The organism is Labedella endophytica (assembly GCF_003990045.1).
GTDB lineage: Bacteria > Actinomycetota > Actinomycetes > Actinomycetales > Microbacteriaceae > Labedella > Labedella endophytica.
In genome coordinates, this window is record NZ_RZGZ01000002.1 from 1154311 (window position 1) to 1180076 (window position 25766).

Sequence of the window (25766 nt, forward strand, 5' to 3'; positions counted from 1 at the left end):
CCGTGTCCGTGTTCGTCCGCGTCACCCCGTCGCGCCTCGCCCTCGACGGCGACGACCTCTACCGGGTCGCTACCTCGCTCGACTCCGCCGCGCGCTCCGCGCAGTCCGCTCTCTCGAACACCGGCGGAATGGCCGGGAACGAGGACTCCGCTCAGGAGTTCATCGACGCCTACGGCGAGGGCGCCGTCAACACGCTCGACGCCGCCGGGTCGTATGCACAGGCCCTGCGCGCCCTCGATACCCTCCTCGGCGACACCGCCAACGCCTACACGGACGCCGGCACGGTCGGCACCCTCGAGACCGTGGCCACACGCTCTCCCTCGAGCACACCCGGTTCGGCCGCAACGTTCTCCGTGCCGAGCGCGAAGGCACCGGGTGCGGTGGGTCCGCTCGGCGAGTTCCAGGAATTCGTCATGGACGCCCTCGCGCAGCTCGGCGTGGTCCTGCCCGACGCCGACAGTGGGAAGCTCGGCGAAGCCGCCTCGGCCTGGTCGGCTTTCAGCACCGCGATCTCGGACGCCGCGAGCGAACTCGACGGCACGCTCACGAACCTCGCCTCGATGGACATCCCGCAGGCGACCGACATCCGAGCCGCCCGCGACTCCATCTCCGAGAAGCTCGGCGAGATCGCCACGGGCGCGACCGGTCTCAGCGATCTCTGCGCTGAGCAGAAGAAGAACGTCGACGCGATGTGGGAGGAGATCGGCTGGTTCCTCGGCCAGATGGCGGCCGAGATCGCCCTCGATCTGGGTCTCGGCGCCCTCCTCACGGTGGCCACGGCTGGAGCAGGCGCTCCGCTCGTCGCCGGCAAGATCGCCCTCACCGTCCTGAACTGGGCGCGCAAGATCGCCAACCTGGTGCAGAAGCTCGTCGCCCTCACTCGGATGAACGCCCTCGCCGCGAAGGTGCTCCTCAAGGCTCTCCGCGAGGGGACGCAGAGCGCGATCGCCACCGTGACCGTGCAGGCCGCTGTGAACGTCGTCGCTCCGGATCGCGCTCAGAACCTCCTCACCGTGGGTCTCGGCTCCTTCGCGGGCGGCGCCATCGGTGGCCGTGTGGGGGACGGTGGGTCCCACGTCCTCCGTATCGGTTCGCGCTCCGGCGCCACGCGCGTGGCGATGAACACGGCGGTCGGTGCCGGAGAAGGCGCCGTCGACGGTCTCACGGATGGTCTCGTCCAGTCGGGCGTCGGCGGGGTCCCGTTCGACCCGATCTCCTCGGCCGGCCTCGGCGCCCTCATCGGCGGCGGTGCCCGGACGATCGGTGGAGGAACGCGCCCCAACGCCCCCTCGACGGGCGGCGGCAGCGGAAGCAGCTCCCCGAGTCCCGATGGTGTCGACGTACCGTCGTCGAGCACCCCCGACTCCCCCCTCGGCCCGACAGGCGTCGACGCACCGAGCGCCCCGAACACGAACACTCCCGCGGCACCGCAGGGCAGCGGCGGAGCACCGTCGAGCTCCGCCCCCGCGGCGGCCGGCGGCCCGAACCCCGATGCTCCCGACGCCCCCATCGTGGACGGCGCTGGAGACGCGACGACACCCGTCGACTCGTCCGGCTCCGTCGACATCCCCTCGGGCGACGCCCCGACGGGAGCCGGAGGGGACACGTCGACCTCCACCAATGGCCCCGGCGTGCCCGACGTCTCGGCCCCGTCGAGCGACGGCGGAACGCCGTCACTGCCCGACTCGTCGCCGTCGACGCCGGACTCGTCGTCACCCTCGATGCCGGACTCGAACACTCCGTCGACCCCGGACGCCCCCACTCCGTCGACCCCGGATTCGAGTGCGCCGTCTACCCCGGACACGACCCCGTCGACGCCGGACTCCTCGGCACCGTCCACCCCGGACGCGAGCACTCCGTCGACCCCGGATGCGACTCCGTCGACGCCGGATTCGTCCGCACCGTCCACCCCGGACTCGAACGCTCCGTCGACCCCCGACTCGAGCACCCCGTCGACCCCCGACTCGAACGCTCCGTCGACCCCCGACTCGAGCACCCCGTCGACCCCCGACTCGAGCACCCCGTCGACCCCCGACTCGAGCACACCGAGCACCCCGGACACGACGCCGTCGACCCCGGATCCGACGGCACCCTCCACGCCGGACAGCAACGCTCCATCCACTCCGGACACGACGCCGTCGACCCCGGATGCCACACCGGCCAACGGATCCCCGTCGACCGCCCCGGTCGCCGGAGCCAGCGCCTCACCGTCCTCACCGTCGACGAGCACCCCGGACGCGAACACGTCCGTCGACTCGAGCTCCTTCGAAGCAGCCGTCGCAGCTGACGCGGCCGACGCGTCGACACCCGACGGAACGACGCCGGACGGCACGGCGCCGGATGGCACGACGCCCGACGGGACCACTCCTGAGTCCGACACCACCGGACCCGACGACACCGTCGACCCCAACGCACTCGACGCGGGTGACGCCGCCGCCGCGGGAGCCGTCACGGCCGGAGCAGCGGGAGTCGTCGGTCTGCACGCTGGAGCGAGCGGAGGCAAGGCCCCGAGCACGCCGGCCTCGCCGGCGAGCCCCGCCGCGCCGTCATCCCCGTCGTCGAACGCGCCCACGTCCAACGCGCCGTCGTCCCCGACCCCCGACGCGAACACGCCGGCCGCTCCCGGGACGCCCGACGCCGGTACCCCCGACGCGAACACGCCGGAGACACCGGAGGGCAGCAACTCGACGGAGCGGACCGCGGCGGATATCGATGAGGCCCTCCCCGAGATCAACCCGAACTTCGACCCTCACGACCCGGCCAACGGGTACGCGACCAACTGCGGCAACACCTCGGCGCTCCTCAACGACTTCCTCAACGGGAGCCCGGCACGGGAGGCTCCGACAGGCACCCTCACCACGCCGGAAATAGAGGCGCGCACGGGCAACCCCCAGACGCCCATGACACCCGACCAGATCGCGGACACCCTGCGGGCCATGGGGCCAGGATCTCACTGCGTGGTCGGCATCGATCGCTCCACGGGCTTCGGGCACTGGTTCAATGCCTACTACGACGGCACAACCGTCTGGTCGATCGACGCCCAGAACGCGACTCGCTCCCCCTGGCCTCCGCACGAACCTCACGCCACCACCTGGGACGCCTCCATCCGTCCGGAAGACGTCGTGACTCCGGAGACCACTGCGGAACCCGATGCATCAGCGGAAGGCCCCGGCGCAGCAGAACACGGTCCGGCATCGAGCGAGGCCGACGGTTCGCGTACCGGATCGAGCGAAACGCCTGAGGCGAAGCCCGCGGCTCCCGAGGATGTGACGCCGGACCATCGAGCCGACGTCGCCAGGCCCGCGGACCAGCAACCGGTCATTGGCGATACGGACGGCGGCCCGGGAACGTGGACCGAAATGAACCGCGGTGATCGTGGCCTCGAAGATCAGGAGTGGGGCACCGGTGTCGATCGTCTTCCCAATGGGCACCCGGTCGAGTATGTCGTGTCATCCGACAGCGGGGTCATCGAGTTCGATGGCCACCAGTTCCGAGGCGACCCGCCCGCCGAGGTCTTCCAGGAGGTGAAGGGCAACTACGACCACATCTACAAGCCCTTCCCGCCCGGGAGCACCGTTTCGGATAAGACCAGGACTCTCATCGAGAAGTGGGTCCGGCAGGCCGCGAGACAGAATACGGCGGTCGACAGCGCCGGCGGGCAGCTCGAATGGATCCTCACCCGGAATCCCGAGCTCGTCTCTCAGCTCGAAGACGCGTTCATCGAGGCTGGCCTCGACATCGATGTCCGCTACGTACCGAGGGTGTCGTAGACATGTGGAATGGTGGAATCATGACGGATCTCCTGGGCCTCTCGCCGATTGATTGGCACCGCGACAAGCCCGTGATCTCAGCGCACTGGGGTGCCCGGTCGGAGGCAGCAGACACGGTGGCGGCGAGACTCGAGGGAACGCTGGGCTTCATCGAGGCGTCGGGTGGGCCCGTCCGCGATCACTGGTGGTTCGCTGAGGACGTCATGGAACCTCGTCAACCGCTCCCGACGGCCGAGAACGACCTCGAGAACGTCATCCGGAGCTTCGCCGTCACAGACGATGCCGGTCAGCCGTCCGGGCCGAGCGGATACGGCGTTCTCGTCGATTCGAGGGCACCCGATGAGGACTCAGCCACGATCATCAGTGGGCACGTCGGAAACAGCTTGAAGGACATGAGCCGGCTGACGAATCAGATTCAGATCCGGTGGAGCACGAGCGACGACACGGTGACCGAAGCGGTCGGCCCCCTCGTCGCGGACGTCACCGCGAGTGTCCTGCACCTGGCCCTCGGGTGGGACGCCGTCAATAGTGCGATCAGCAGTACGGCGATCGCGAAGGCCACCCGTAAGCTCGTCCCGTTCTCCTGGCCGCGGCTTGGTGCGGTCACCTGGATCCGCGACGGCACCCACTCCATCCCCGACGAGGTGACAGGCGCCTCGATCGAGCGAGTGAACGGCGGTACTCTCATCACGGTCCACGGATCCCACGGTCCCTCGCTCCGCGTCGAGGACGTGTTGGCGGTGTACGAGACGCTGCTCAACGGCGATCACATCGGCCCGCTGACCGGCGGCTGAGCGACGATAGACGACGAAGGGGAACACAGCATGGACAAGGAAGACGAAGCACGGTTGACAGCGGTGGGCTACCGCTACTTCGAGCAGCTCTCGCCCGGGGCCGACCTGCAAACGGTCGTCCTCGACGACGGTGCCGGCGTCTGCGTCATGCATGCTATCCGCGGCGGCGGGAAGATCTACGTCGCGCCCGACGAGAGTGCGCTCTTCGTCGCCTCGGTGATGGACTTCGAAACCGGTCTGGCAGCGTTCCTTGCCGGCACACGCACGCCGCCGGAGAAATTCGTCCTTCCCAGGAGATGACACCGCCTGTGTCGCGCCACCGCGTGGGAGACCGAGTGGTGCTGAGCGATGCACAGACGGTCACGCCATGCCCGGCTACGCCGCTGGGAACTTCGGGTCGACGAGACGACCGAGCGTCTGGATGTAGTCGGCGGCCGACCGCGGGTGGTGCACGGGAACACCGTTCATGAGCCCTCCTACGACGATGGCCTCGAGGAGCTGACGGACACCGGCATCGTCGAGGAACGAATCGAGGATGATCGCGATGTCACCGGGGCGGGCCGGCGACGACTTCGGCCCCCACAGCCGAACGAAACCGCGCTCGTTCTCGTCTCGGATTCGCGCCTGCACGGCCGAACCGTCGCGGAGCGCGATGGTGAGACCGCGCGAGCCGTTACCCGCCTTCTGCGAGAATCGCGCACCCCAGCCGATGATCGGAATTCGCGCGCTGGCCTGCGCGCGAGCAGTGGAGTCGTACTCGATGACCCCCGCCACCTCGCTCCAGGCGATCGGACCCACGAGGCCGAAGGACACACCCTCGCCCGACACGCGCGCGAGCGTGCCGTTGCCGACGGCCAACCGGCGCATCCCCCGCCCCACGTTCAGGATCGTCGGCAGTGTCGCGAACATCACGACGAGCCCGAAGACGCCGAGGACGATGAGGAGCCGGGTGAACGCACCTCCGAAGATCACGAGAACGAGACAGAGGAGGAGGCTGACTCCTCCGACGGCTGCGAGCACGATGACCATGGTGCGGTTGCGCGCCAGGACGGCGTCGGCCGCGGCCCGGTCGTAGACCGCGTCGTAGTGGTTACCGCCCTCGAAAGCCCGAGCCCAGTGCTGGAGCTCCGCGGGGACAGCTGCGGCGTTCACGACGCGGGAGGCGTCGACGGAACGGAAGCGCCCGGGACGGCGGGCGGGGCGGCACGCTCGTCGAGGCCCTTTGCGAGCGCCGCCTTCAGCGCATCGTACGACGCCCCTTCGAAGGGGATCGGCTCCGAGTAGGTGAGTTCCTTGCCGTTCTTCCCCTCGTGAAGAACGAGCGTGGCGAAGCCCACCCGGTCGGCGTCCGCCGTCCAGAACTCGATGTCGACGTCCGCGTGCGACGGCGGCTTGGGGAGGGGCGTGAAGGCCGACGGGTCGCCCGTGCGGAACCGCGCGTCGAGATCGGTGAAGAGCTGACGTCCGCCGGAGAGACCGCGCCAGTGACGCTTCCGCAGAGGTGTCCCCGTGGGGGCGAGGCTCCACACCTTCCCCCAGCGGACCGCGGCGAGCACGCACGCCGCAGCGACGAGCACCAGGAGGATCGGCGAGACGAGCAGCCCGATGCGCTGGCCCGCGACGAAGCGGACGGAGCCGGTCGCGTCGGCGGCCTGATCCTGCAGCTCGCCGAAGTTCAGTGCCCGGTAGACGAGGGCGACGAGTGCAGCCACCGCGAGCAGAAGGAAGATGATCGTGCGCGGCCACGAGCGTCCGCGCTGGAATCGTTCCGGGTGACGGGCGAACCCCTTGTCGAATGCGGCCATGACCCTGTTCCCCTCAGCGACGATGCGGGACCGGCGTCCCGACGGTCGATTCTACGGGAGGAGCGGGAATGGGCCGATAGGCTCTGAGCACGCCGACAGATCCGTGGAGGGGCCATGACCGACGTACTCGCCGACCGATGCGAACAGCTGCGCCAGACCGTGCTCGAGCTCACGCAAGCCGTGATCGAGTCGCTCGGGGCGCCGGCCAAGCTCAGTCGCGTCATCCCGATGCTCTCCCAGCTGCGCTCCGTCGTGTACCTCGGCACGGACGGCATCGACGACCCCGCCTACATCGCCTGGGTGCGGGGAGCCGCGGCGAACCTCGACCGCATGGAGGAGGCCGCTCTCGCTGGGGACGCGAAAGCCACGCATGCGGCCTTCGCCGACCAGCAGTCGGGTGTCGCTCTGCTCGGCACGGCCTGCGCGGGCAAGCCCGGCTGGTAGACGCACAGCGAGCGCCGATCGCGCTCGTAGCCGCCGGTCCTACACTGGGAATCGACACGTTCGATCGACCCCAGGAGGATCCATGTCCGACCGCAGCGAGATCGAATGCTGGCTCACCGACATGGACGGCGTCCTCGTCCATGAGAACCACGCTTTGCCCGGGGCCGCGGCCCTCCTGCAGCAGTGGAAGGACCTCGATGCACCCTTCCTGGTGCTCACGAACAACTCGATCTTCACGCCCCGCGACCTGAGCGCACGACTGCGCTCATCCGGCCTCATCGTGCCGGAGGAGTCCCTCTGGACCTCGGCGCTCGCGACGGCCGACTTCTGCGCGAGCCAGGTGCCCGGCGGCTCGGCGTTCGTCATCGGCGAGGCCGGACTCACCACCGCGCTCCACGAGGTGGGCTTCGTGATGACGGAGACGGCCCCCGACTACGTGGTCGTCGGAGAGACGCGCAACTACTCCTTCGACGCGATCACGAAGGCGATCCGCCTCATCCTCGACGGCTCGCGCTTCATCGTGACGAACCCCGACGCGACGGGGCCGAGCGCGCAGGGCGTGCTGCCGGCGACGGGCGCGATCGCGGCCCTCATCTCCAAGGCGACGGGCCGCGAGCCATACGTGGTGGGCAAGCCCAACCCGATGATGTTCCGCTCGGCGCTCAACCGCATCGGTGCGCACTCGGAGAACACCGCGATGATCGGCGACCGCATGGACACCGACATCGTCGCGGGCATCGAGGCGGGACTCCACACGATCCTCGTGATGACGGGCATCAGCGACGAGGCGGAGATCCGCAAGTACCCGTTCCGCCCCGACGAGATCCTCTCGGGTGTGCACGAGCTCCTCGTCGACTCCCCCATCGAGACCGACGCCCTCTAACCCCTCCCCCTTACCCCCCTGAAAACTTCGTATGTGCTCGAATTTTCAAGCACATACGAAGTTTTCAGGGGGTAGAGGTGGGGGCTAAGGGGTGGTGGCGACCGAGGCGGTGAGGGGTTCGCCGGAGGAGCGGGACGCGAAGCAGAAGTAGTCGCGATCGCCCGCGGCCCACTGCTCGCCCGAGACCGGGTAGGCGCCCTGGACCTGCAGGTCGGTGAACGGAGCGGCCGCCCCGAAGTCGACGACGCCGGGGGCGCTGCAGAGGAGACCGATCTCGGCGGCGATCACATCTTCGCCGGGGAAGGGCGTGGCCGGGTCGTCCGCATACGGGGCGACGAACACCAGCTGAGCCGCATGGGGTTCGGCGCAATCCACCACGGTGAAGTCCTCGGCCCATGGCGACGAGTACGGGTCGAGGCATTCACCGCCCTGCAGTTCGTCCCACGCATAGGTGCCGGCCGCGAGCGGACCGGCGGCGGGCTGCTCGGCCGTGGGCTCGGGCGTCGCGGACGGGGTCGGGGTGGCCGACTCGGCCGTCTCCGTCGACCCGGCGAAGATCAGGGGGAGCCGCGTGCCCAGGTAGAAGAGGCCCACGAGTGCGAGCACGGCGACGACACCCGCCGCGATCAGAGTGAGCAGGGAACGGTTCGTTCCCGTCGTGCGGCGAGCCGCCCGCGTTCCACCACCCGCGGCGTGACCGTCCGGCGTGCGAGCCGATCGACGATCGGACGGTGTCGTCGAGCCCTCGGCGACGAGTCCGTCCGGGAACACCGACTCGGACGCGTCGGCGCGCGAGGCGGCCGACGGGGTCGGGGCGTGGTCCGCCCCACCCTGGGCAGCGCTCGCGGCCGAGAGCGGCATGGCCGCCGTGCCGAGAGCCGAGAACCGGTCGGCCGCGTCGAGTTCGTCGTCGGGGTCGTCCGGGTCGTCGTCGGCGGGGAGCACATCCATCGCCGCGGTGGCGGGGAAGGCATCATCGAGATCGGGGCGGGACCAGGTGGGGGCCTCGGAACGGTCCTGACCGACGACCGGCCCGTCGCCCGTCGAACGTGCGGAGACCGGGGCGGGAGCGGCGTCACCGGCACTGTCGTCGGTGTCCTCGTCGTCCACGCCGAGGTCGTCTGCGTGGACGTCATACGGAGATGACTCGCCGGGCCCCTGGGCACCAGAGGGGGTGGGGACCGCCGGGACGGCGGCCGCGGCCGAAGCCGTCGCGGCGGAGGCGACGCCCGCGCGTTCAGCGGCTTCGCGATCGGCGGTCTCGCGAGCCGAGGTCTCGCGAGCGGCGGTCTCCCGCCCGGCCGCTTCGCGTTCCCGCGTCTCACGCTCAGCGGCCGCGCGTTCCTCCGCCTCCTGGCGTTCGCGCACGACGAGCGGGTCGTCCTCACGGTTCGGCACGAGCGACCAGACGAAGGAACCGAAGTCGATCTCGCCGGTCTCCTCGGGCATGGCCGGACGGGGAGCAGCCACGGTGTTGCTGTCGCCGGGCACGTCCGAATCGACCGCGGCGCTGCGCGCTGTCGAGGGGGACGTGGCGTGACGCTCGCCCGAGTCGGACTCGCGTGCGGTGCTCTCGTCGTCAACCGGTTCGCGTTCGGGCTCCGACTCTGGAGCCGAGCGCTTGGGCAGACCAGGAATCACGATCGCGTTCGGGTGCGCCGCGCTGACCGGGGATGGCGTGACGGGTGCCGCGTCTCCGACCTCCGAAAGCTGCGGCTCGTCCGTCGTCGTGCGTTCCGATTCCGACGAGGCGACGGAGGCGGGCTCGGGAGCCGACTCGAGTTCCGGAGCCGTCTCGGGCGTGGAAACGGGCTCGACAGCGGCCTCCGTAACGGTGGCGCGCTCCGAACCCTGTGCGACAACGGACGGATCGGTGCCGTTCGCGACGGAATCGTCCGTTCCGTCCGAGCCGGACGGCGCGTCCTCGCCCGGGGCGCTCGCGGCCGGAACCGGCAGCGGCGGACGGGGCGGGGTGGGCGCGAACCAACCGGCCATGGGCTCCGGCGCCCGGGGTCGCGTCAGCGGCGGCTCGGTACTCTCCTCGGCCGGGAGAGCGGCGGGCGTCGATGGCGCGGGAGCGTTCTCCGGTACGACGGGCAACCGTCGCGTCGCGGCCGCATCATCGGCAGCCGTCTTGTCCTCGGCGCTGTCACCGTCGTGATCCGTCGATGCGGCCTCGGGCGCGTCATCGACCGAATCGCCATCCGATCCGTCACCGGTCTCGGCTGCGACGATCGGGATGTCCGTGGTGTCCGCCGGAAGGGCGGCGAGTTGCGTCGCGAGCCAGTCGGCACCGTCGTCGAGGATCTCGATGCCCTCGGTGTTCGCGTGCGTCGTGACGTCCGGCCCGAAGCCCGAGTCGTCCGCGTCGTCACCGGATCCGGCCGACGGGTCGTCGCGCGACTCGTCGTCGTGGCCGCCGCCGAGAGCGCGGTCATCGCCCTCGACCGGTTCGTCACCGTCCGACGGGAAGCCGCCACCCGTGCCGTTCGTCATCACGCGAGACCGAGATCGTTCAGGTCGAGCGCCGCGAAGTAGGGGTACCCGGCATCCTCGATGATCTCGCGCGCGCCGGTGTTGCGGTCGACGACCACCGCGACGCCGGCGATCTCGGCGCCGACCTTCTTCAGAGCCTCGATCGCGGCGAGGGGCGAACCACCCGTCGTCGACGTGTCCTCGACGACGATGACGCGCTTGCCCTCGAGATCCGGTCCCTCGACCTGCCGGCCGCGCCCGTGGTCTTTTGGCTCCTTACGCACGACGAAGGCGTCGTAGGACCGACCGGCGACGACACCCTGGTGCAGGATCGCGGAGGCGATCGGGTCGGCACCCATCGTGAGACCGCCCACGGCGACCACGTCGGGCACGTCGGCGATGAGGTCGAGCATGACCTGGCCGATGAGGGGCGCGACGCGGTGGTCGAGGCTCACGCGGCGCATGTCGACGTAGTACGTCGCCTTCTTGCCGCTCGTGAGGGTGAAGTCGCCATGGAAGACGGCGTCCTTCTTGACGAAGTCGATCAGTCTCTCGCGTGCATCGGTCACGGAAATCGATTCTAGCGGGGCCTCACTTCCGCGGATTCACGGCTCGCGCGGCCAGCCGGCTTGCGCTAGGGACCGACACGCGCCGCTCGACACCCATTGCCGCGAACGGAAGAGGCCGCATCACCCGTGGGTGATGCGGCCTCTTAAGCCTCGGTGCGACCGACCTCAGACGAGGTTGTAGGTGCGCGTCGGCTGGCGACGGTAGCCGTCGCGGAAGACGGTGACGATGGTTCCCGCGATGGCGGAAACGGCCACGAGACCAAGGGTGGTGAGGAAGACGGTCATGAGAGGGTCCTTTCCTGATCGGGGAACTTGGGTACCTCTCTATTACAGGTCACTCGACCATCAACGACAAGCGAATAAAACTTGGCCCACTGTGTAGCATCGCTACATGGATGTTCGCCGGCTGGACCTACTGCGTGAACTCGCCGAGCGCGGCTCGGTGCACGCGGTCGCGACCGCCACACACCGCACCCCGTCGGCGGTCTCGCAGCAGATCAAACTCCTCGAACGTGAGGCCGGACTCCCGCTCACCGAGCGCAGCGGACGGGGCATCATCCTGACCGACGCCGGCCGAGCCCTCGCGGCGAGCGCCATCGACGTAGCGGCCGCGATCGCCCGCGCGGAGGCCACGTGGGACGAGTACATCGGCGACCCCACGGGCCATGTGCGCGTCGCCACCTTCCCCACGGCGGGTCAGACCTTCGTGCCGCCCGCCGTTGCAGCGCTCTCCCGCCTGCCGGGCCTCACCGTCGAACTCACCAACCGCGACGCGGACATGACCGACTTCCCGAGCCTCACCGCCGACTGGGACATCGTGATCGCCTACTCCCTGCCCGGGCAGCGGTCCTGGAGCGGTCGCGGGTTGCGCAACATCTACCTGCTGAGCGAGCCGCTCGACGTCGTCCTCCCCCTCGGCCACCGACTCGCCGGCAAGAGCGAACTCACGCCGGAAGACCTCGTCGGCGAACCGTGGATCGGTGTGCCCGAGGAATTCGCGTTCGACCGCCTGCTCCACGAGCTCGAGGCCGTGACCCACAGCGAGATCGAGGTGGTGCAGCGCATCTCCGACAACCTCATCACGGAGGCGCTCGTGGCACAGGGCATCGGGGTCGCCTTCGCGCCGCGGTTCACCGCCTCGGGCCCGGAGAAGGGCATCGTGACGAGACCGCTGACGGGCGTCGAGGCCTTCCGCCACGTGCTCATGCTGATGCGTCCGGACAAGGCCGAGCGACTCGCCGTGCGCACCGTCGCCGACGAGATCCGTCGGCAGGCCGTGGCGCTCGAGGCGAGCCACACGCCGGCAGAGGAGCCGCCGCTCGTCGGTCCGCGCTGGGTCTGACCGACGTGCCGTCGCGCCGGCACCGCGTTCGGCTCCGACGATCGGACGTGTCGGCGGCAGCCGGTAGCGTTGGGGCATGCGCATCGCCACGTGGAACGTCAACTCGATCAGGGCACGATCGGGCCGCGTCGTCGACTGGCTCGTGAACAACGACGTGGACGTGCTCGCGATGCAGGAGATCAAGTGCCGCCCGCACCAGTTCCCGCTCGAGGCCTTCGAGGAGGCCGGGTACGAGGTGCACCTCCACGGCCTCAACCAGTGGAACGGTGTCGCGTTCGCCTCACGCCTGCCGATGACGGACGTCGTGACGAGCTTCGAGGGCATGCCCGGCTTCGGCAAGCCCGCGACCCCCGGCCCTGATGGAGTGGGCCCGGAGTTCGACGCGGCCGGCCTGCCGCTCGAGGCGCGCGTGATCGGCGCGACCGTCGACGGCATCCGCCTCTTCAGCCTCTATGTACCCAATGGTCGCGCCGTCGGCGACCCGCACTTCGTCTACAAGCTCGAGTGGTACGCCCGGCTCGAGGCCGACGTGCGCGCGTGGCTCGCCGCCGAGCCCGACCTGCCGCTGGCCCTCATGGGCGATTTCAACGTCGCCCCGTTCGACGAGGACATGGGCGACCCGAGCCACATCCCCGGCGTCTCGACGCACATCTCCCCCGAGGAGCGCGCCGCGTTCGCCTCCCTCGAGAGCGCCGGTGTGACCGACGTCGTGCGCCCGCTCGTCCCCACCGGCTACACGTTCTGGGACTACAAGCAGCTGCGCTTCCCGCGCAACGAGGGCATGCGGATCGACTTCGTGCTCGGCTCGCCCGCCTTCGCGGAGCTCGTCGCGGGAGCGTCGATCGACCGCGAGCAGCGCAAGGGTGACGCCCCGAGCGACCACGTGCCCGTCGTCGTCGACCTCGACGTCGAGCCGGCGGACGACGACGACCGCCCGATGATCTTCGGCTGACACGTCCCACCACCAGGTCGACCAGGACGAGTCCGAATCATGCAGAAGGCGTTTCCGAAGGTCGTGCTGGCGGTCCTCGTCGTCATCGTGCTCGGCGTGATGCTCATCGCCGGACTCGTCGGTGACGGCCCGGCGAACGACAGGGCGCTCTCCACGGTCCTCATCGCGGTAGGAGTCGGAGTGGTCGTCCTCGTCCGACACCTCTGGAAGCAGCGCGGCGGTCGCGCGAGGACCCACGGGTCAGACAACGGCGACTCCAACCCGTAGATCATCCGGGCCGAACCACGCCTACCCCATCCGGCGGCGTCGGGGTAGCCACAGCCGACCGCACGGTCGCGGACGTAGCATCGCGAGGGTGATCCTCCTCTTCGGTACTCGACTCCACACCGTCCTCGTCGCGGTCGTCTCATTCGTGTGCCCGTTCTGCTCGAAGGACGTCCCCCAGCGCGTGCTGAAGCTCGTCAATCGGTTCACGCTCTTCTTCGTCCCGCTCTTCCCCGTCTCGACGCGCTTCGTCAACGAGTGCACGAATTGCGGCGGCATCACGGACGTCTCGCGCGACCAGGCCGACAACGCCGTCGCGTGGGCGAACACCCACCGCGCGGGCTGACACCGACGGGTTCCGATCACACGAGGCTGACGATCACCGACAATGCCTCTCGCGTCCCCTGTTCCTGATTCATGGTCCGCGCGGCCGAGTCGACGCCGCCCTGGTGACTCGCGGCATCGGCGAGCGCGGCGGTCAGTCGCTTCGACGTGAGTGCCCTGCGAGGGATGGGAGCCGGCGCGAGCCCCTGCGCGTGGAGACGCGCGCCCCAGAAGGGTTGATCGGCGATGAAGGGAACGAGTACGGAGACGGTTCCCGCGCGCGTCGCCGCCTGGACCGTCCCGATCCCGCCGTGATGCACGGCCGCGACCGCGCGCGGGAGGACCCGGCCGTGATCGGTCGATCGGACGACGAGCAGATCCGGTCCGAGGAGGTCCCTCGGCACGTCCAGTCCGCCGAGGCCGGTGGCGAGGATCGCTCGGGTTCCGTGGTCCCGGACCGCTTGGACCACCGAACGCGCTCGCTCGATCGGGTCGCCGCCCGCCATCGATCCGAATCCCACGTAGACGTATGGTCCGCCCTCGAGGAACTCCGCGACGACCGGATCGACCACGCCCGGTGCGCGGTCGTCGAGCCAGGGGCCCGTGAGGTGCACCGTGTCCGGCCAATCCCCGGGTCGGGCGAGGATGGCGGGACTGATCGGCATGAGCGTCGCGACCGGGGACGCGACCGTCCTCCGTGAGACAGCGACGAGTCGGGCGGCCTCGTCGATCTCGGATCGGAACATCGCCGCGGCCATGCCGGCTGCGCGGTACGTGAGACGGTTCGCCCGACCGAGGTTCCGCGTCACGGTGCCGGCGGCGGGGAACGCCGAGGTCGGGGTCATCGCCGGTACGGTCTCGACGAGCACATGGGGGATGTTCAGCGCCTCGGCGATGAGCGGGGCGGAGAGGATCTTGGGGTGGGCGACCACCACGTCCGGCCGGTAGTCGAGAGCTACCTTCGCCGTCTCGACGATGACGGCACGCATGAGGGGCCGCACCACGGACCGGAACGATCGCATGGCACCGAGCGCCGACACGCCCTGATCCGTGATCATCCGGTTGAAGTCGACGCCCAGGGAGGCGACATCGAGACCGTCGAGATCGACACCGGATCGGTCCGGCACGACGAGGAGCACGTCGTGTCCCTCGGCGACGGCCCGGCGGGCGAGGTTGGCGAACGGCTCGACGTCTCCCCTCGAACCCGCCGTCGCGATCAGGATGCGCATGCGCGTTCCTCCTCCCTCGGTCGGCTCCGACCATGCGTCGAGGCTAGGCCACGCGCGGAGGTGGTGTCAGGCGAGGAGCGCCGCGATCACGACGATGACCGGCACCGATGCGAGCGTCGTGGCGAGCACCGTGTCTCGCGCGAGCACGACGCCCGTGTCGTAGCGGCTCGCGTAGTTGAAGATGTTCTGCGCCGTCGGTAGTGCCGCGAGCGTGACGACGGCGAAGAGCTCCGGCCCTGAGAGACCGAAACCGAGCGAGGCGATGAGCCAGGCGACCGCCGGCATCGCCACGGTCTTGAGCGTCGACGCGACGACGATACGTGAGCGACCGTCGTTCGCCGCGAAGGGCTTCTGCCCGGAGAGCGACATGCCGAAGGCCATGAGGATGAGCGGCACCGCCGCGCCACCGAGGAGCTCGAACGGCGCAAGCACGGCGTCGGGCAACTCGATGCCGAGCACGGCGATCACGAGGCCCGTGAGCGACGCGATGATGAGCGGGTTCCGGATCGGCTGCGAGAGGATCGCCCCGAACGACACGGAACCGCGGGCGGAGATGTCGAGGATCGCGAGCCCGATCGGCGCGAAGATCACGAGCTGGATGACGATGAGCGGCGCGACGTAGTGCGCGTCGCCGAGCACGTACACCGCGACCGGCAGGCCGATGTTGTTCGCGTTGACGTAGCCGGACGCCATCGAACCGATCGTCGACCGGCCGAGCGGATCCCGCCAGAACACGAGGTTGATCACGAGGTAGATGGCAGCCATCGACACGGCACTGATCAGGGCCACGAGGAGCGGCACCGAGAACACGTCGCCGATGTCGGCCTGGGCCAAGACGGTGAAGAGCAGCGCCGGGCCCGTGATGAAGAAGGCGATGCGATTGAGGACGAAGCCCGCCTCCGGGCCACCGATGCGCAGCCGCGCCGCGATGTAGCCCACGAGGATCACGAAACCGATGATCCCGAATCCGAGCAGCACTCCCCCCATGCCTCCCAGCCTAGGGGCGGCATCCCTTCTGTCCGGACGGGCTGCGTGGGATGATGGGCGGCGGCGATGGAGCCACCCGCTCCTCGGCACGCGCCCGCACCCGGGCGCCGTAGGAACACCCCCACGAGGAGAGACGACGATGACGCTGACCGCACCCACCACGGACGACCGAGCAGGCGAGCAGCCGCGGGATCACCGCACGGCCGAGCACACGACCCCGCTCGGCTTCGAGCACGAGCGCGTGGTCGTCGCCACCGGCTCCCGGTCCCGCCTCACGATCATCGTCGCCGTGCACTCCACCCGCCTCGGTGCGGCGCTCGGCGGGGCGCGGCTCTGGACGTACCCGACGTGGACCGACGCGCTCGACGACGCACTCCGACTCTCCGAGGGCATGACCCTGAAGAACGCGTGCGCCGGGCTCGAGCACGGCGGCGGCAAGGCCGTCATCCACATCCCCCTCGGCATGACCCTCGACGCGGAGACGCGCCGGAACGCGCTGCTCGACCTCGGCGACGTCGTCGAGTCCGTCGGCGGCCGCTACGTCACGGCGGAGGACGTCGGAACGTCCTCCGCGGACATGGCCGTGGTGCGCGAGCGCACCACCCACGTGACGGGGCTACCGCTCGAGAGCGGCGGAGTGGGCGAGCCGAGCGAGGCGACCGCCGCGGGCGTCGTCACGTCCATCCGGGCCACCATGGAGTGCCGGTTCGGCTCGAGCGACCTCGGCGAGCGCCGGGCGACCATCTCCGGACTCGGACACGTGGGCTCGCTCGTCGCGCGCACTCTCCGTTCAGAGGGTGTCGACCTCACCGTCACCGACGTGAACCCGGCGCGCCGCGCCCTCGCCGAGGAGCTCGGCGCGATGTGGGTGTCGCCCGGATCCGAGCACCTCGTGGAGACCGACGTGTTCGTCCCGTGCGGCGTCGGCGGCGCGCTCACCGAGACCGTCGTGGCCGAACTCGCGTGCGTCGCCGTCGTGGGAGCGGCCAACAACCAGCTCGCATCGCGCTCCGTCGCCGATCTGCTCGCCGCCCGCGGGATCCTCTGGGCCCCCGACTTCATCGTCAACGCCGGTGGCGTCATCCACCTCGCGTTCGCGGCGGGGGCCGACGGCCGCGCGGTCATCGCCGAGCGGGTCGCCGCGATCGGCGACACGGTGCGGGCGGTGTTCGACACGGCGTCGAGCGAGGGCACGACCACGCTCGCTGCGGCGGAACGTCTCGCGGCGCGTCGGTTGGGCGCCGTCGAGGCACCGACCGCCGGCTGAGCGGTCGCCCACGCAGGTCGGAGCGCCCCGTCTCACCGAGACGGGGCGCTCGGTTCGTCGTACGGGCGTGTACGCGGCGCGGCGAGGATCCGGAATGTTACGCATTCTTTCGCTCGGATGACGGGCCTCGGGGGCGACGGCCTAGCGTTGACACACCGCTAGACCACCCGTCCTCGAGCGACCCGAGAGCCCCCGTGTCCACGACCGTCCCGCAAGCCCTCGCACGCGACGTCAGCCGCGCCGTCTCGATCGACTTCGCCGGGGTCGGTCGCGCATTCGCTCCCGAGCGCGGATCCGGTCCGGCGCGACCGGTGCTGCGCGACATCGAGCTCGCGGTGGAACCGGGCGAGGTCGTCGCGATCCTCGGCACGAGCGGGTGCGGCAAGTCCACGCTGCTGCGCATCACGGGCGGCCTCGATTCCGCGACGAGCGGCAGCGTGCGCATCGACGGCTCACCGGTCTCCGGCATCGACCCCCGCACGGCCATCGGCTTCCAGGAGCCCCGCCTCCTTCCGTGGCGCACCGTGCACGACAACGTCGCGCTCGGCCTCCCGCGCGGAACCCCGAAGGCGGAAGGCGCGGAGCGCGTCTCGACCCTCATCGACCTCGTGGGGCTCAGCGAGTTCGCGGGCCACCGCCCACGTGAGATCTCGGGCGGCATGGCGCAGCGCACGTCCCTCGCCCGCGCACTCGCCCGCAACCCCGGCGTTCTACTCCTCGACGAGCCGTTCGGCGCCCTCGATGCACTCACCCGCCTGAAGATGCAGGACCTGCTCCTCGACATCCTCTCCGCCGAGCCCACGACCGTCCTCCTCGTGACGCACGACGTGGACGAGGCGCTGCAGCTCGCCGATCGCATCGTGCTCCTCGCGAAGCCCGAGGACGAGAGCGCGCCGGGAGCGACGATCGCGCAGCTCCTCACCGTTCCGGGCACCCGTCCGCGAGACCGGGGATCGGCCGAGCTCGCGGAGCTGCGGGGGCGCCTCCTCGACGGGCTCGGCATCGATCGCCACGGCAGCGCCCGCGGCGTCGAGACCGGCACCTCGATCCCCCACTACCCGTACTGACCGCGACGCGCGAGCGCCGCCACCTTCGACCACCAGCACAGGAGCACTCATGACCACCACCCGATTCCGGCCGGCCACCGCCGTCGCCGCCCTCGCCGCCGCCACGGCCCTCGTCCTGAGCGGCTGCGCGGCCGGCGAGAACGCGTCGAGCGATGGCGCCACGACCGGCGAGGGCGGCGAGACGATGGGCGGCACGCTCAACATCGACTTCGCCACCTACAACCCGCTGTCCCTCGTGATCAAGGAGAACGGCTGGCTCGAGGATGCTCTCGCCGACCAGGACATCGACGTCAACTGGGTGCAGTCCGCCGGTTCTAACAAGGCGAACGAGAACCTGCGCGCCGGGGCGATCGACGTGGGCTCCACGGCCGGAAGCGCGGCGCTCCTCGCCCGCTCCAACGGTTCCCCCATCAAGACGATCGACATCTACTCCCAGCCGGAGTGGTCGGCGCTCGTCGTGGGCCCCGATTCCGACATCACCTCCGTGGCCGACCTCGAGGGCAAGAAGGTCGCAGCCACGAAGGGCACGGACCCCTACTTCTTCCTGCTGCAGTCGCTCGAGGAGGCCGGCGTCGACCCGGCCGACGTGACGATCGAGAACCTCCAGCACGCCGACGGCTCCACCGCGCTCTTCAACGGCTCGGTCGATGCGTGGGCGGGGCTCGACCCGATCATGGCGGGGGCCGAGGAGGACGGCGCGCAGCTCGTCTACCGCAACGTCGACTTCAACAGCTACGGCTTCCTGAACGCCACGGAGGACTTCCTCACGGAGAAGCCCGACGTCGCGCAGACCGTCGTGGACGCCTACGAGAAGGCCCGCGAATGGGCGCAGGAGAACCCCGAGGAGACGGCGCAGATCCTCGCCGACGTCGCGGGACTCGACCTCGCCGTCGCCACGACCGTGATCGAGGAGCGCTCGAACCTCGACGTCGACAACGTGCCCGGTCAGGCGCAGCTCGACGTGCTCGAGATCATCGGCCCGATCTTCGTGGAGTCCGGAGACGTCTCCTCGCAGGACCAGGTGGACGAGGCTCTCGACACCCTCCTCGAGCCCAGCTACGCGGAGGACGCCGACCCGTCCTCCATCGCCGACTGACTCGCCTGAGATGTCGCATTCTGTTGCCTGAACAGTCGGAAAGGCAACAGAATGCGACACCTCACGGGAGATGACCGAGAGAGGAGGAGAGCGTGACGTATCAGAGCGAACCGGATGAGCGGGTTCCGGGCGTCGTGACGACCCAGGGATCGTCGTACGACACGACGGAGGCCCGGCCCGGGCGCGCGTTCCTCGCCCGCGGCACCGGCCGACTCACGTCGCGCACGTGGTTCGTCCTGCTCGCGGGCGCCCTCCTCCCCGCGATCGTGCTCGCGGTGTGGCTGATCGCGAGCGCGGGCGGCACGACGGCGACCCTGCCGTCACCCGGCGACGTGTGGCTCGCGGGCGTCGACCTCGCCCAGCGCGGCCTGCTCGCCTCGGACGTCGCGATCTCCGTGCAGCGCGTGCTGCTCGGCTTCGGGATCGGTGCAGGGCTCGGCCTCTCGATCGGCGCCGTCGTGGGCCTGTCGAAGCTCGGGGACATCCTCCTCTCCCCCACCCTCGCCGCGTTGCGAGCCGTCCCCTCGCTCGCGTGGGTGCCGCTGCTCATCCTGTGGTTCAAGATCGGCGAGGACTCCAAGGTCATCCTGATCGCGATCGGCGCATTCTTCCCCGTCTACACGACCGTCTCAGCGGCCCTCCGGCACGTCGACCGGCAGCTCGTGGAGGCCGGCCGGGCGTTCGGGCTCAACGGCCCGCGACTCTTCGTGACCGTGCAGCTGCCCGCGGTGATCCCGTCGGTGATCTCGGGCCTGCGGCTCGCGCTCGCCCAGGCGTGGTTGTTCCTCGTGGCGGCCGAGCTCATCGCGTCGTCGATGGGACTCGGATTCCGACTGGTCGACTCGCAGAACAACGGCCGCATCGACCGCATCTTCTTCGTCATCATCCTGCTCGCCGTGCTCGGCAAGCTCACCGACTCCCTCGTCGGGCTCTTCGAACGCTGGGTCAAGCGCCGCTGGTCCTGACCCCACCACCTACACCCCCTGACAATCCCCTCCGTGCACGAGTTCTCGAGCACGGAGGGGATTCTTATGGGTGAGAGCGAGGGAGGGGAGGGGGAAACGTGCGCGGGCGGAGCGGTACGCGCAGCGGGCGTGCGCGGGAGGCAAAGAAACGCCTCGGCCCCCACGGATACGCTCAGCGAGAGGGCGATCGTCCTCGACCACCCACGCGTGCACCCGAGGAGGGAACCATGACCATCGAACGCACTTCACAGGCGATCATCGGCGAGCCCGAGGTCGTGGAGGACACCCGCCTCTCGGGCGAGGAGATCGCGGCGATGCCCGCGTGGCAGCGTCTCAAGACCGTCGCCACCTCGCTCCGTGCGCACCAGGTGAAGGACGGATCGATCCCCGTCGCCGACGCCCACGGCGCTGCCCGCCAGCACGTCTCCGACATCGTCGCTTCCGTCCGCGAGCTCGCCCCTCTGTTCCCGAGCGACTCCGCGTACCTCGCTGCAATCGCCACGGACTTCGAGCGCTGGGCCGACGGCGGCTTCGGGGTGCCCGACTTCTTCGACTCGCTCATCGAGTTCCAGCCGCAGCTGTCCCGCCGCGACGGCGAGCTGCACCTCGTGGTCTTCCCGATGTACACGCAGAACGGGTCGACGGATCGGCTCGTCGAGGCCGTCATCGTGGAGGTCGTGTGGCCCGAGTTCGTCGGCGCACTGGAGGCCGGCGAGTACTCGAACGCCCTGTTCGTCCCGATCCGCTTCGTGGACTTCACGCCCGGGTACGACACGAACTCGGCCGTGCTCTTCCCCGAGACGGTCGCGATGCGCCAGATCCCGACGTTCACGTGGGGCGCGATCTTCGCCGACCGCGAGGCCGCGCGCTTCCGTCGCGTCGTGAGGAAGGCGGCCGAGATCACGAAGCTCGACCTGCCGGAGGACGCCCTCGAGCTCCTCGAGGATCAGCAGCTCGCGGAGGAGACCTTCGTGATGTGGGACCTCATCCACGACCGCACCCACATGCGCGGCGACCTCCCGTTCGACCCGTTCATGATCAAGCAGCGCATGCCGTTCTTCCTCTATTCGCTCGAGGAGCTGCGCTGCGACCTCACCGCGTTCCGAGAGTCGGTGCGGCTCGAGAAGGAGCTCGGCGCGCGCGAGGCCGGCGACCTGAGCGAGGCGGAGGCGGAGACGCTGCGTCACGCGAAGCTCGTGCAGTACGCGGTGATCTTCGACCGCATCTTCCGCTTCACCCTCACCGGTTCGCGCGTGCGCAACTACGACGGGCTCGGCGGCCAGCTGCTCTTCGCGTGGCTGCACCAGCACCGCGTCCTGCACTGGACGGACACCTCGCTCGCGATCGACTGGGACGAGGTTCCCGGCGTGGTCGTGCAGCTCGGTGACGCGATCGACGAGCTCTACTGGCGCTCCATCGACCGACCGAAGGTGGCGCACTGGCTCGCCGCCTACGAGCTCGTCTCCTCCGTGGTCGAGCCGCACCCGGCCTCCGCGTGGAAGCGCGGTCTGCCGGACGAGGTCCTGCTCGGCGCCCCGAAGGGGATGACGGACGCCGTTCTCGACGACGAGTTCCCGCTCTCCATGTTCTACGAGGCGCTCTCGAAGAAGATGGGCGACGTCATCGCGTCGACCTCGGGCATCACGGGCCGCGGCTGACGCGTTCGTGAGCGCCTGGGGAGGCCGGCACTCCCGCCTCCCCAGGTGCGGTCGCACCCGTGTGTCAGGATGAAGGCGACCCCGACCTGGAAGTGACGATGATGTCGACAGCGCTGCCCTCCCCCCGCTTCACCGATCCCCGCGACGCGCCCGTCCTCCGCTGGGGGATCCTCGCCCCCGGAGCGATCGCGAACGATTTCGTCGACTCGCTCGTGCGCCACACGGATCAGCGGGTCGTGGCCGCGGGCTCGCGCACGCTCGAGCGCGCCCAGGAGTTCGCGCGGAAGCACGGCATCGACCGCGCGTACGGTTCGTACGGCGAGCTCGTCGCCGATCCCGAGGTCGACGTCGTCTACATCGCCTCGCCCCACAGCCTCCACGAGGAGCACGCGATGCTCGCGATCGCGGCCGGCAAGCACGTCCTGATCGAGAAGCCGATCGCTCCGACCGCTGCGGCAGCGCGGCGCATCGTCGAGGCCGCCCGTGCGGCCGGCGTCTTCGCCATGGAGGCGATGTGGACGCGGTACCGCCCGCAGAGCGACGTCATCCGTCAGACCGTCGAGAACGGCCTCCTCGGCGAGCTCCGGATCGTGACGGCGGACTTCGGCGGTGCCGCCGCGTTCGATCCCGCCTCGCGCATCTTCGACCCGCGGCTCGCCGGCGGCGCGCTCCTCGACCTCGGCGTGTACGTCGCGGCGTGGGCCACGTTCATCCTCGGCACGGAGCTCGAGGTCACCGCTCGTGGGCGCCTCGCACCCACCGGGGTCGACGCACACGCCGCCCTCATCCTCTCGTCGGCGGGCGGAGCGCACGCGCTGCTCTCGGCGGGAGTCGACGCGGCGACGCCCGTGCGCTCCGTCATCGCCGGCGAGCGCGGCCGGCTCGAGGTGTCCTCCCCCTTCTGGGACGCCGACACCATCACGTTCTACGACGCCGACGGCACCCTCGTGGACGAGTGGGCCGACACCTTCGACCGACCCGCCCGCCAGTCCCTCTGCTACCAGGCCGCCGCCCTCGCGCGGTACGTCGACGCCGGGCTCACCGAGTCCCCGCTGCACGGCCTCGACGAGACGATCCGTGTGCTCGAGATGCTCGACGACGCGCGCCGCCAGATCGGCGGAGCCGAACCGGGCGACCCGGCCTGACCGGCCACGGGCGACGAATCCGTCGCCCGGCGGAGGCGGACGTCACGGCGGATGCATAGGCTCGGGGCATGGCTGATCGAGGCGACACCAACGAGATGACGGACCGGACTCCATGACCGCCGCCACAGCTCCCCTCGACACCGACGACGTCGCGCCCGAGGACCTCGACCCCGACGACCCGCGCTGGCGCCGACCCGCTCCGTCGCAGCGCGCCCTCCGCACGGACATCGTCCTGGCGGTCGCGTTCTTCGTCGGCACCCTCTTCAGCCTCATGCTCTATCGCACGGCCGGTTACTACGAGGAACCCGCGTCGATGGGCGTGAGCATCGTGTGGGCCCTCGTCATCTCGCTGCCCCTCGCGTTCCGGCGTCGTTTCCCGTGCACGGTCGCGCTCGTCCTCTCCGTCGCGTTCATCGGTGGGCAGTTCCTGCAGGTCCCCGAGCTCCTCATGTCCAACATCACGCTCTTCCTCGGCATCTACAGCGTGGGCGCCTGGGTCGTGGACCGCCGCCGAGCGCACCTCATCCGAGGCCTCATCGTCGTCTCGATGTTCGTGTGGTTGCTCACCGCGATGTTCCAGCAGGCCACGGATCCCGACTCGCTCGCCGGGTTCTCGCGCGCTGGAGCATTCTCACCGCTCGTCGCCTTCCTCCTCATCAACGTTCTGACGAACCTCCTCTATTTCGGCGGCGCCTGGTTCTTCGGCGATCGGGCGCTCGCGAGCGCCCGCGAGCGCGCCCTGCTCGAGCACCGCACCCGAGAGCTCGAACTCGAGCGCTCCCGCACCGCCGCGCAGGCGGTGAGCCTCGAACGCGTGCGGATCGCGCGCGAGCTGCACGATGTCGTCGCACACCACGTGTCCGTCATGGGCGTGCAGGCGGGCGCCGCGCGCATGGTGATGCAGAGCGATCCAGTGGCTGCTCGCGATGCGCTCAGCAACGTGGAGATCAATGCCCGCAGCGCGATCGACGAGCTCCACGGACTGCTGAAGACCCTGCGCGAGGAGGACGGCCGCGACGCGGATCCCGCCGCGACGAGCGCGTCGACCCTCGGACTCGAATCCCTACCCACCCTCGTGGACGATTCGACGGCCGCGGGACTTCCGACCACCCTCGACGTCGTCGGGGAGCCCCGCCGCGTTCCCGCCGGAGTCGCCCTCAACCTGTATCGGATCGCACAGGAGTCCCTCACGAACGCACGGAAATACGGGGGCAGCGCGGCCGTCGCCGACGTCCGCGTGCGGTACCTCGACGATGCCGTCGAGGTCGAAGTCAGCAACACGGGTCGAGCCACGAGCGGGACCCCGAATCCCGGAGGCCTCGGCCATGTGGGCATGCGCGAACGCGCGTCCGCCTCGGGCGGCACGATCGACATCGGCCGTGCGGGCGACGGCCGCTATGTCGTGCGCGCCCGCGTCCCCGCCCCCATGGCACCGCGACCCGCGTCCGAACTGCCCTCGACAGAGGCGCCCCACAGCATCGATTCCCCCGTGGGATCGGGAAGCGGAGACCGATCATGACCACACGTGTATTGCTCGTCGACGACCACGAGATGGTGCGCGCAGGTTTCCGCATCATCCTCGGCGCCCAGTCCGACATCGAGATCGTCGGGGAGGCCGCCTCGGGTTCCGACGCGATCGCCCGCGCCGGCGAGCTCGATCCCGACGTGATCTGCATGGACGTGCAGATGGCAGGCATGGACGGCCTCGAGGCGACGCGTGTCATCGTCGCCGACCCGGCGCTCCACAGCGCCGTGCTCATCCTCACGACCTTCGACCGGGACGACTACCTCTTCTCCGCCCTGCAGGCGGGGGCGAGCGGCTTCCTCCTCAAGAACTCGACGCCCGAGCAACTCGTGGAGGCGGTGCGCGTCGTCGCGTCGGGCGACGCGCTGCTCGCCCCCGCCGTCACGCGCCGCGTCATCGAACGCTTCGGCGCCTCGGCCCCCGAGGCGACACAGTCGGGCTCGATCGTGGTCCCCGCGGCGGTGCAGGACCTCACGGAGCGCGAGTTCGAGGTGCTCGGCCTCGTCGCCGAGGGCCTTTCGAACGCGGAGATCGCCTCGCGCCTGTACGTCGGCGAGGCGACCGTGAAGAGCCACGTCTCGAAGGTGCTGCAGAAGCTCTCCCTCCGCGACCGCATCCAGGCCGTCGTCTACGCGTACGAGAACGGGATCGCCGTCCCGGGCGAGTGAGGCGTTGGCGTCATTCGGTTGCGTTCGCTGACGAAGAGGCGGTTCTGCCAGGAGAATCGTCCGTTCACCCACCGACTGCGCCGGCGTCTACCGCGGGGAGCGTCTAGCGGAGCTCCGCCGGGAGGTCGTCGCGCGCGACGGGCGGGGCGGCCACGAGGAGGGACGCGGGGATCTCGGCCGTCTCGTACGGACCCTTGCCGTCGGGACGGTACTGCGGCTCGTCGAAGGCGACCTTCCAGACCTGGCCCTTGAGCCGGGGGATGCCGACGACGCCACTCGGGCGCGAGTCGCCGAGCGACACGATCACGCCGGTGGGCTCACCTTCCCAATGGTCGTGCGTGCCCTCGGAGCCCTCGACGACGTGCACCTGCACGCCCACGCCGAGCAGGCCGCTCGCTGCGGCCGCCGCCTGATCGATCGGGTCGTTCTGATTCCGTCTCCACACGAGAAGCATCCTCCCACGCGCAGCCGATGAGAACGAGGGGACGACCGAGGTGGAACGCCCCGCTCCCCCGTGCGGCGGACGCGACATACCCG

General features: G+C 70.0%; 24 protein-coding genes. 17 read left to right on the top strand and 7 right to left on the bottom strand.

Annotated features, from left to right (window positions below; translation table 11 throughout):
- Positions 1-2: 2 nt before the first annotated feature.
- Genes ELQ94_RS08920 through ELQ94_RS08930 form a run of 3 tightly spaced genes read left to right on the top strand, consistent with a single transcriptional unit; the run spans position 3 to position 4864 of the window.
- Positions 3-3770 (top strand): toxin glutamine deamidase domain-containing protein, encoded by a 3768-nt coding sequence (locus tag ELQ94_RS08920; protein WP_127049280.1) that lies wholly within the window; start codon positions 3-5, stop codon positions 3768-3770.
- A gap of 20 nt (positions 3771-3790) precedes the next feature.
- On the top strand, positions 3791-4564 hold the full coding sequence (locus ELQ94_RS08925; RefSeq protein WP_127049282.1) for a hypothetical protein: 774 nt from the start codon (positions 3791-3793) through the stop codon (positions 4562-4564).
- A 30-nt stretch (positions 4565-4594) separates the two neighbouring features.
- On the top strand, positions 4595-4864 hold the full coding sequence (locus ELQ94_RS08930) for a hypothetical protein (protein WP_127049284.1): 270 nt from the start codon (positions 4595-4597) through the stop codon (positions 4862-4864).
- A 75-nt stretch (positions 4865-4939) separates the two neighbouring features.
- On the opposite strand, the gene ELQ94_RS08935 is transcribed toward ELQ94_RS08930, so the two are convergent.
- Together ELQ94_RS08935 and ELQ94_RS08940 are read right to left on the bottom strand one after the other, a co-directional pair.
- Positions 4940-5716: a hypothetical protein gene (locus ELQ94_RS08935; RefSeq protein ID WP_127049286.1), complete on the bottom strand. Its 777-nt coding sequence runs from the start codon at positions 5714-5716 to the stop codon at positions 4940-4942.
- Complete coding sequence (locus ELQ94_RS08940) at positions 5713-6369, bottom strand: hypothetical protein (protein ID WP_127049288.1); 657 nt, start codon at positions 6367-6369, stop codon at positions 5713-5715. Before ELQ94_RS08940 ends, ELQ94_RS08935 begins: the two co-directional genes overlap by 4 nt.
- A gap of 114 nt (positions 6370-6483) precedes the next feature.
- Between ELQ94_RS08940 and ELQ94_RS08945 the strand changes: the two genes are divergently transcribed.
- Positions 6484-6813, top strand: a complete 330-nt coding sequence (locus ELQ94_RS08945; RefSeq protein ID WP_127049290.1) for a hypothetical protein — start codon at positions 6484-6486, stop codon at positions 6811-6813.
- 82 nt (positions 6814-6895) lie between these two features.
- Positions 6896-7696 carry an HAD-IIA family hydrolase gene (locus ELQ94_RS08950; protein ID WP_127049292.1) on the top strand — a complete coding sequence of 267 codons (801 nt, stop codon included), beginning with the start codon at positions 6896-6898 and terminating at the stop codon, positions 7694-7696.
- A gap of 84 nt (positions 7697-7780) precedes the next feature.
- On the opposite strand, the gene ELQ94_RS08955 is transcribed toward ELQ94_RS08950, so the two are convergent.
- Together ELQ94_RS08955 and pyrE are read right to left on the bottom strand one after the other, a co-directional pair.
- Positions 7781-10192, bottom strand: a complete 2412-nt coding sequence (locus ELQ94_RS08955) for a hypothetical protein (protein WP_166404701.1) — start codon at positions 10190-10192, stop codon at positions 7781-7783.
- Positions 10192-10740, bottom strand: coding sequence for an orotate phosphoribosyltransferase (gene pyrE / locus ELQ94_RS08960; protein ID WP_127049296.1), 549 nt, complete (start codon positions 10738-10740; stop codon positions 10192-10194). Before pyrE ends, ELQ94_RS08955 begins: the two co-directional genes overlap by 1 nt.
- A 391-nt stretch (positions 10741-11131) precedes the next feature.
- Between pyrE and ELQ94_RS08965 the strand changes: the two genes are divergently transcribed.
- The 4 genes from ELQ94_RS08965 to ELQ94_RS08980 all read left to right on the top strand — a co-directional run bounded on the left by ELQ94_RS08965 (position 11132) and on the right by ELQ94_RS08980 (position 13644).
- The gene (locus ELQ94_RS08965; RefSeq protein ID WP_127049298.1) at positions 11132-12082 is read left to right on the top strand and encodes a LysR family transcriptional regulator; all 951 of its coding nucleotides are present in this window, start codon (positions 11132-11134) and stop codon (positions 12080-12082) included.
- 76 nt (positions 12083-12158) lie between these two features.
- Positions 12159-13034 (top strand): exodeoxyribonuclease III, encoded by an 876-nt coding sequence (locus ELQ94_RS08970; RefSeq protein WP_127049300.1) that lies wholly within the window; start codon positions 12159-12161, stop codon positions 13032-13034.
- 39 nt (positions 13035-13073) lie between these two features.
- Positions 13074-13301 (top strand): hypothetical protein, encoded by a 228-nt coding sequence (locus tag ELQ94_RS08975; RefSeq protein ID WP_127049302.1) that lies wholly within the window; start codon positions 13074-13076, stop codon positions 13299-13301.
- An 88-nt stretch (positions 13302-13389) separates the two neighbouring features.
- A complete protein-coding gene (locus tag ELQ94_RS08980) occupies positions 13390-13644 on the top strand; it encodes a zinc ribbon domain-containing protein (RefSeq protein WP_166404702.1) in 255 nt (84 codons plus the stop codon).
- Positions 13645-13660: 16 nt separating this feature from the next.
- Here the strand turns inward: ELQ94_RS08980 and ELQ94_RS08985 are convergent, their stop codons facing one another.
- Positions 13661-14851, bottom strand: coding sequence for a glycosyltransferase (locus ELQ94_RS08985; protein WP_243696932.1), 1191 nt, complete (start codon positions 14849-14851; stop codon positions 13661-13663).
- Between the two features lie 66 nt (positions 14852-14917).
- Positions 14918-15838 (bottom strand): AEC family transporter, encoded by a 921-nt coding sequence (locus tag ELQ94_RS08990; RefSeq protein ID WP_127049306.1) that lies wholly within the window; start codon positions 15836-15838, stop codon positions 14918-14920.
- A 139-nt stretch (positions 15839-15977) separates the two neighbouring features.
- Here ELQ94_RS08990 and ELQ94_RS08995 point away from each other — a divergent pair, with 139 nt between their 5' ends.
- From ELQ94_RS08995 to ELQ94_RS09030, 8 genes are all read left to right on the top strand, one after another.
- Positions 15978-17105: a Glu/Leu/Phe/Val dehydrogenase family protein gene (locus ELQ94_RS08995; protein WP_127049308.1), complete on the top strand. Its 1128-nt coding sequence runs from the start codon at positions 15978-15980 to the stop codon at positions 17103-17105.
- 194 nt (positions 17106-17299) lie between these two features.
- On the top strand, positions 17300-18172 hold the full coding sequence (locus ELQ94_RS09000; protein ID WP_208007596.1) for an ABC transporter ATP-binding protein: 873 nt from the start codon (positions 17300-17302) through the stop codon (positions 18170-18172).
- Between the two features lie 49 nt (positions 18173-18221).
- A complete protein-coding gene (locus ELQ94_RS09005) occupies positions 18222-19268 on the top strand; it encodes an aliphatic sulfonate ABC transporter substrate-binding protein (RefSeq protein ID WP_127049310.1) in 1047 nt (348 codons plus the stop codon).
- A gap of 92 nt (positions 19269-19360) precedes the next feature.
- Positions 19361-20233, top strand: coding sequence for an ABC transporter permease (locus tag ELQ94_RS09010; protein ID WP_243696933.1), 873 nt, complete (start codon positions 19361-19363; stop codon positions 20231-20233).
- 227 nt (positions 20234-20460) lie between these two features.
- The gene (locus tag ELQ94_RS09015) at positions 20461-21891 is read left to right on the top strand and encodes a DUF6421 family protein (protein WP_127049312.1); all 1431 of its coding nucleotides are present in this window, start codon (positions 20461-20463) and stop codon (positions 21889-21891) included.
- 98 nt (positions 21892-21989) lie between these two features.
- On the top strand, positions 21990-23036 hold the full coding sequence (locus ELQ94_RS09020) for a Gfo/Idh/MocA family protein (RefSeq protein ID WP_341807727.1): 1047 nt from the start codon (positions 21990-21992) through the stop codon (positions 23034-23036).
- Positions 23037-23148: 112 nt separating this feature from the next.
- Positions 23149-24555 (top strand): sensor histidine kinase, encoded by a 1407-nt coding sequence (locus ELQ94_RS09025; protein WP_127049314.1) that lies wholly within the window; start codon positions 23149-23151, stop codon positions 24553-24555.
- Positions 24552-25229 carry a response regulator gene (locus tag ELQ94_RS09030; RefSeq protein WP_127049316.1) on the top strand — a complete coding sequence of 226 codons (678 nt, stop codon included), beginning with the start codon at positions 24552-24554 and terminating at the stop codon, positions 25227-25229. Before ELQ94_RS09025 ends, ELQ94_RS09030 begins: the two co-directional genes overlap by 4 nt.
- A gap of 103 nt (positions 25230-25332) precedes the next feature.
- On the opposite strand, the gene ELQ94_RS09035 is transcribed toward ELQ94_RS09030, so the two are convergent.
- Complete coding sequence (locus ELQ94_RS09035; protein ID WP_243696934.1) at positions 25333-25674, bottom strand: hypothetical protein; 342 nt, start codon at positions 25672-25674, stop codon at positions 25333-25335.
- Between the last annotated feature and the right edge of the window lie 92 nt (positions 25675-25766).

Coding starts and splice junctions, on each gene's coding strand:
- ELQ94_RS08925 (WP_127049282.1), top strand. CDS start 3,791: ATGACGGATCTCCTGGGCCTCTCGCCGATTGATTGGCACCGCGACAAG.
- ELQ94_RS08930 (WP_127049284.1), top strand. CDS start 4,595: ATGGACAAGGAAGACGAAGCACGGTTGACAGCGGTGGGCTACCGCTAC.
- ELQ94_RS08940 (WP_127049288.1), bottom strand. CDS start 6,369: ATGGCCGCATTCGACAAGGGGTTCGCCCGTCACCCGGAACGATTCCAG.
- ELQ94_RS08945 (WP_127049290.1), top strand. CDS start 6,484: ATGACCGACGTACTCGCCGACCGATGCGAACAGCTGCGCCAGACCGTG.
- ELQ94_RS08950 (WP_127049292.1), top strand. CDS start 6,896: ATGTCCGACCGCAGCGAGATCGAATGCTGGCTCACCGACATGGACGGC.
- ELQ94_RS08955 (WP_166404701.1), bottom strand. CDS start 10,192: ATGACGAACGGCACGGGTGGCGGCTTCCCGTCGGACGGTGACGAACCG.
- ELQ94_RS08965 (WP_127049298.1), top strand. CDS start 11,132: ATGGATGTTCGCCGGCTGGACCTACTGCGTGAACTCGCCGAGCGCGGC.
- ELQ94_RS08970 (WP_127049300.1), top strand. CDS start 12,159: ATGCGCATCGCCACGTGGAACGTCAACTCGATCAGGGCACGATCGGGC.
- ELQ94_RS08975 (WP_127049302.1), top strand. CDS start 13,074: ATGCAGAAGGCGTTTCCGAAGGTCGTGCTGGCGGTCCTCGTCGTCATC.
- ELQ94_RS08985 (WP_243696932.1), bottom strand. CDS start 14,851: ATGCGCATCCTGATCGCGACGGCGGGTTCGAGGGGAGACGTCGAGCCG.
- ELQ94_RS08990 (WP_127049306.1), bottom strand. CDS start 15,838: ATGGGGGGAGTGCTGCTCGGATTCGGGATCATCGGTTTCGTGATCCTC.
- ELQ94_RS08995 (WP_127049308.1), top strand. CDS start 15,978: ATGACGCTGACCGCACCCACCACGGACGACCGAGCAGGCGAGCAGCCG.
- ELQ94_RS09005 (WP_127049310.1), top strand. CDS start 18,222: ATGACCACCACCCGATTCCGGCCGGCCACCGCCGTCGCCGCCCTCGCC.
- ELQ94_RS09015 (WP_127049312.1), top strand. CDS start 20,461: ATGACCATCGAACGCACTTCACAGGCGATCATCGGCGAGCCCGAGGTC.
- ELQ94_RS09020 (WP_341807727.1), top strand. CDS start 21,990: ATGATGTCGACAGCGCTGCCCTCCCCCCGCTTCACCGATCCCCGCGAC.
- ELQ94_RS09025 (WP_127049314.1), top strand. CDS start 23,149: ATGACCGCCGCCACAGCTCCCCTCGACACCGACGACGTCGCGCCCGAG.
- ELQ94_RS09030 (WP_127049316.1), top strand. CDS start 24,552: ATGACCACACGTGTATTGCTCGTCGACGACCACGAGATGGTGCGCGCA.